Raw genomic sequence first — 5,313 nt, 5'->3', positions numbered from 1 at the left:
ATCCCGGAGCGATGACGCCCAAAGTTCCAATGTGTCTTCAACAGATGCGCCGCCACTTATCAGAGCCTGAATCATGGTTGCCCATTGATTCAGAACTCGCAATAAAATGCAACTGTAGTGATAGGCGCTCGGCCGGGATACGCTCCGCGGCCTTCTGCATCAGCGTCACGATATGCGCCTTATCCGGGATATTCGGCGAGTGGATATCATACACGCCCGGGCCGATCTGGTTCGGATAGTTGAAGTCGTCAAATACGTCGAGCAGTTCCATATCCGACCGTGAGGTCTCGATGGTGATCACATCCGCGTCCATCAGGGCGATGGCGGCGATGATGTCATTAAACTCGGAATAGCACATATGGGTGTGGATCTGGGTTTCGTCCTGCACGCCGTTGGCGGTGATGCGGAACGAGCCCACTGCCCAGTCCAGATAGGCCTTCCACTGGGATTTGCGCAGCGGCAGCCCTTCACGCAGCGCGGCTTCATCGATCTGGATGATGCGCACGCCGGCTTTCTCTAGGTCCAGCACCTCCTCGCGGATGGCCAGTGCTAACTGATAGCAGGAGACGGAACGAGGCTGGTCGTCACGCACGAAGGACCAATTGAGGATGGTCACAGGGCCGGTGAGCATACCCTTCATCGGCTTATCCGTGAGGGAAGCGGCGTATTTGATCCACGCCACCGTCATAGCCTTCGGACGGCTGATGTCGCCAAACAGGATCGGCGGTTTCACGCAACGCGAGCCATAGGACTGCACTCAGCCCGCCTGGCTGAAGGCATAGCCTTCGAGTTGCTCGCCGAAATACTCCACCATGTCGTTACGCTCAGCCTCGCCATGTACCAGCACGTCCAGCCCCAGCGCCTCCTGTTCGCGCACGCTGTGCTCGATTTCAGCACGCATGGCCTGGGTGTAGGCGGCCTCAGTGATGGTGCCGGCCTTGAACGCGCTGCGCGCTAGACGGATTTCTTTGGTCTGCGGAAAGGAGCCGATGGTGGTGGTGGGGTAGAGCGGCAGCTTCAGCAGCGCGGCCTGTTTGGCCACGCGCACCGCGAACGGGCTCTGGCGGCGCCCAAGCTCCGGGGTGATGGCCGCCACGGTTTCTTTCACCGCCGGGTTGTTCACCCGCGCCGAAGCAAGGCGCGAGGCGATGGCGGCGCGGTTGGCGGCAAGCTCTGGTGCAACCGCGTCACGGCCTTGGCCGAGCGCGGTCGCTAGCACGGTCACCTCTCCAAGTTTCTGCACAGCAAACGCTAGCCAGGAGCTGATTTCAGCGTCGAGTCTGTGCTCGCTGTCCAGGTCAACCGGCACATGCAGCAGCGAGCAGGACGGGGCAAGCCACAACCGCGCACCCAGCGTTTTAGCGATTGGTTCCAACCAATCCAGCGTCGCCTCCAGATCGGCCTTCCAGATGTTGCGGCCATTGACCACGCCCAGCGAGATAATGCGCTCCGCCGGGCTGGTCTGGATCAGCGCCTCCACTTCATGGCGGGCATTGATTGCATCGATATGTACACCCTGTACGGGGAGTGCCGCCACCAACGGCAGATTATCCTGCAACTGGCCAAAATAGGTGGCAAGCAGCAGTTTCACCGGGCTCGAACCAAAACTCTGATAGGCAGCGCTGAAAGCTTCGTGCCAAGCGGCGTCCAACTCGGTCACCAGGATGGGTTCATCAAGCTGTACCCATTCGGCACCCGCCGCGCCGAAGGCGGCCAGCAGCTCGGTGTAAACCGGCAGCAGGCGGGGGAGGAGCGCCAGCTTGTCCGAGCCGTCCTTGGCCTTACCGAGCGCCAGATACGTCATCGGCCCGATGATCACCGGCTTGACCTTAACACCCTGGGCCTTAGCTTCGGCCAGCTGCGCCAGTAGGCGCGAGGCATCGAGCTTGAATTGCGTACCGGCTTCGAATTCGGGCACGATGTAGTGGTAGTTTGTGTCAAACCACTTGGTCATCTCGCTGGCCGCCACGCCACCGCAGCAAGCGCCGTGATCCTCGGCCCCCGCCGCCGAGCGGCCACGCGCGACGCGGAAGTAATTGTCCAGCGCGTCACCATGGAAGCCGCGCACGCGCGCGGGCAGGTTGCCGAGAGTGAAGCTCATGTCCAGAACTTGATCGTAGAGGGAGTAGTCGCCCACTGGCACCAGATCAAGCGCCGCCTGGTCGTGCCAATGTTTTGCGCGTAGCCCAGCGCCGGTGCGCTGCAAATCTTCGCATGACGCATGCCCTTTCCAGTAGGATTCAAGCGCGAATTTCAGCTCGCGCTTGGCGCCGATGCGCGGGAAACCGAGATTATGGGTCGTGACCATGGGCGTACACCTGAACTTGAGGAGGAAAGGAGCCGGAGTCCTACCCGCTTGAGTTCATGAATAAAAATGGTATAAATTCATAATTCGATGAATTTTATTCACGCACGGAGCCGACTGAATGGCGATCCTTGAACGTATCCATCTGGCCATTATCCGCGAGGTTGAGCGCCAGGGCTCGCTGACTGCGGCGGCGGCGCAGTTGAACCTGACGCAGTCGGCGCTCTCTCACGCCATCGCCAAGTTGGAAGATCAGATCGGGGTAAAAATCTGGCGGCGTGAAGGGCGCAGTCTGCAGCCGACCCAACCCGGCGCGTTTCTGCTGGCGGCTGCCAACCGTCTGCTGCCGCAATTTGCCCATGCCGAGGAGCGTCTGCGGCAATTCGCCAAAGGGGAGCGGGGTACGCTGCGCATCGGCATGGAGTGTCACCCCTGTTATCAATGGCTGCTCAAAATCGTGGCGCCGTATCTGGATAACTGGCCGAAGGTGGAGGTGGATGTGCGGCAGAAATTTCAGTTCGGCGGCATCGGCGCGTTGTTTGGCTACGAGATCGACATGCTGGTCACGCCTGATCCGCTCCATAAGCCGGGCTTGCGCTTCACACCGGTGTTTGACTACGAGCAGGTTCTGGTGGTCGGGCCAGAGCATCCGCTGTGCGGCGCCGATTTTGTGTTGCCGCACGAGCTAGCCGAAGAAACGCTGATTACCTATCCGGTCCCGGCCGACCGGCTGGACATCTACACCCAGTTTCTTACCCCCGCCGGGATCAGCCCCCGGCAGCATAAACCGATTGAGACCACCGACATCATGCTGCTGATGGTGGCGCATGGCCGCGGCGTGGCCGCCCTGCCGCGCTGGCTGGTGGAGGAAAATGCCGCGAAGTTCAACGTCAGCCCCGTCCGCCTGGGGCGCGATGGCGTTGCCAAGCAGATTTTCTTAGGGCTGCGCGAGGCAGATGCGGACATCGACTATATGCGCGCCTTCATTGAGTTGGCGTCCACCCGCCGCGTAGAAGCGACCCCGCGGCCGACCTGAGATAAACGCTACCCCGGGGAGGGCGCTGTTACTTCCGGCGTATCGGCGGCGTGCTCCTGGAGCGGAACATAAAGCTGGCCACCCGTCAGTGCGAAAGCCTCGTTCTGCTTTTCTAACCCCGCAAGGCGGTCAGCTTCCTCGCGGATGTCCTGGCTGATTTTCATGGAACAAAATTTTGGACCGCACATGGAGCAGAAATGCGCCGTTTTATGCGCCTCCTTGGGCAGCGTTTCATCGTGGAAGCTGCGCGCCGTGTCCGGGTCCAGGCTGAGGTTGAACTGATCCTCCCAGCGGAACTCAAACCGCGCGCGGGAAATCGCATCATCACGCAGCCGCGCTGAGGGATGTCCCTTCGCCAGGTCCGCTGCATGGGCCGCGAGTTTGTAGGTGATCACACCGGTTTTTACGTCCTCGCGGTTCGGCAGGCCGAGATGCTCCTTGGGCGTGACGTAACAGAGCATGGCGGTGCCGAACCAGCCGATCATCGCGGCACCGATGGCCGAGGTGATATGGTCATAGCCTGGTGCGATGTCAGTGGTCAGCGGCCCGAGCGTGTAGAATGGCGCTTCGTGGCAAGTGGCCAACTGCTTATCCATGTTGGCTTTGATCTTGTGCATCGGCACATGGCCGGGGCCTTCGATCATCACCTGGCAGCCTTCGGCCCAGGCGGTTTTTGTCAGCTCGCCCAAGGTTTCCAGTTCGGCGAATTGCGCGGCGTCGTTGGCATCAGCGTTCGAACCAGGGCGCAAGCCATCGCCCAGCGAGAAGGACACGTCGTATTTGCGCATGAGGTCACAGATGTCGCCAAAATGCTCATAGAGAAAACTCTCGCGGTGATGCGAGAGGCACCAATGCGCCATGATCGAACCGCCGCGTGAGACAATGCCTGTGACGCGTTTGGCGGTGAGCGGTATGTAGCCCAACCGCACGCCGGCATGGATGGTGAAATAATCCACGCCCTGCTCGGCCTGTTCGATCAGCGTGTCCTTGAACACTTCCCAGTCAAGCTTACTGGCATCGCCGCCCACTTTCTCCAGCGCCTGATAGATAGGCACGGTGCCGATCGGCACGGGTGAATTACGCAGGATCCAGCTACGGATATTATGGATGTTGCGCCCGGTGGAGAGGTCCATCACCGTGTCCGCGCCCCAGCGGATCGCCCAGACCAGTTTCTCCACCTCCTCGGCGGCGCTGGATGTCACCGCGGAGTTGCCGATATTGGCGTTGATCTTGACCAGAAAATTGCGCCCGATGATGACCGGCTCCAGCTCCGGGTGGTTGATGTTGGCCGGAATGATGGCGCGCCCTGCAGCGATTTCCGCGCGGACAAATTCGGGCGTGATAAACTCAAGGATCGCCGCGCCGAAATTCTCGCCGTCAGCCCGCAGGGCCGCCGCCTGCTCATGCGCGGCATAGCGCCCCAGATTTTCCCGGTGGGCCACGTAGATCATCTCCTCGGTGACGATCCCGGCGCGGGCGAATTCGTATTGCGTGACCATCTGGCTATCGCGCGCCACATGAATCTGGTGCGGCGCCGGGCAGAGCGGCACCAGCCGGTCAACCGGCGTAAACCCATTGTCCTCGGGTTTAACCGCCCGCCCGGCGGCGGCCGTATAGCTGCGTGCGGCAATCCATCCGGCGCGGGGTTTGGGCAGGCCGGTATTGAGGTCGATGCCGGCCATGTCTTCCGTATAAAGGCCGGAAGTGTCGTAGAGCCGCATCGGCGGCTCTACAGCCGTCGGGTGCAGCGCGATCTCACGGAATGGCACCAGAATGTCGGGCCGCCCTTGCGGCGCGGAATAGATTTTTCGCGAACCGATAATCGGCCCAATGGTCACTTCATTTAGCTTCTGTTGAATGGTCACGCTGTACGCCCTCCAAAAAACAGAGAGCGGGTGCAAAGACATTCTGCAAATCCCCGTCCCTCCGCCGGTATGACCCGGATCAGGTTCAAAGGGTTTATCGCGGCGGG

General features: G+C 60.8%; 2 protein-coding genes, 1 pseudogene and 1 riboswitch. Of the genes and pseudogenes, 1 reads left to right on the top strand and 2 read right to left on the bottom strand.

Annotated features, from left to right (window positions below; translation table 11 throughout):
• Positions 1-37 precede the first annotated feature (37 nt).
• A pseudogene (gene metE, locus PHE40_RS10470) lies at positions 38-2,308 on the bottom strand (5-methyltetrahydropteroyltriglutamate--homocysteine S-methyltransferase).
• Between the two features lie 118 nt (positions 2,309-2,426).
• Between metE and PHE40_RS10465 the strand changes: the two are divergent.
• The gene (locus PHE40_RS10465; protein WP_299961514.1) at positions 2,427-3,341 is read left to right on the top strand and encodes a LysR family transcriptional regulator; all 915 of its coding nucleotides are present in this window, start codon (positions 2,427-2,429) and stop codon (positions 3,339-3,341) included.
• A gap of 8 nt (positions 3,342-3,349) precedes the next feature.
• Here PHE40_RS10465 and thiC read toward each other — a convergent pair whose 3' ends face one another.
• On the bottom strand, positions 3,350-5,206 hold the full coding sequence (gene thiC, locus PHE40_RS10460) for a phosphomethylpyrimidine synthase ThiC (protein WP_299961512.1): 1,857 nt from the start codon (positions 5,204-5,206) through the stop codon (positions 3,350-3,352).
• Between the two features lie 39 nt (positions 5,207-5,245).
• Positions 5,246-5,313, bottom strand: a riboswitch (TPP riboswitch). This riboswitch is flagged as partial in the annotation.

The sequence above is a fragment of the Acidocella sp. genome (assembly GCF_028687955.1).
GTDB lineage: Bacteria > Pseudomonadota > Alphaproteobacteria > Acetobacterales > Acetobacteraceae > Acidocella.
This window is presented reverse-complemented; position numbering and strand designations above follow the sequence as displayed.

What these genes read in the sequence shown, in the direction of transcription:
- PHE40_RS10465 (WP_299961514.1), top strand. Translation starts at nt 2,427, where the DNA reads ATGGCGATCCTTGAACGTATCCATCTGGCCATTATCCGCGAGGTTGAG.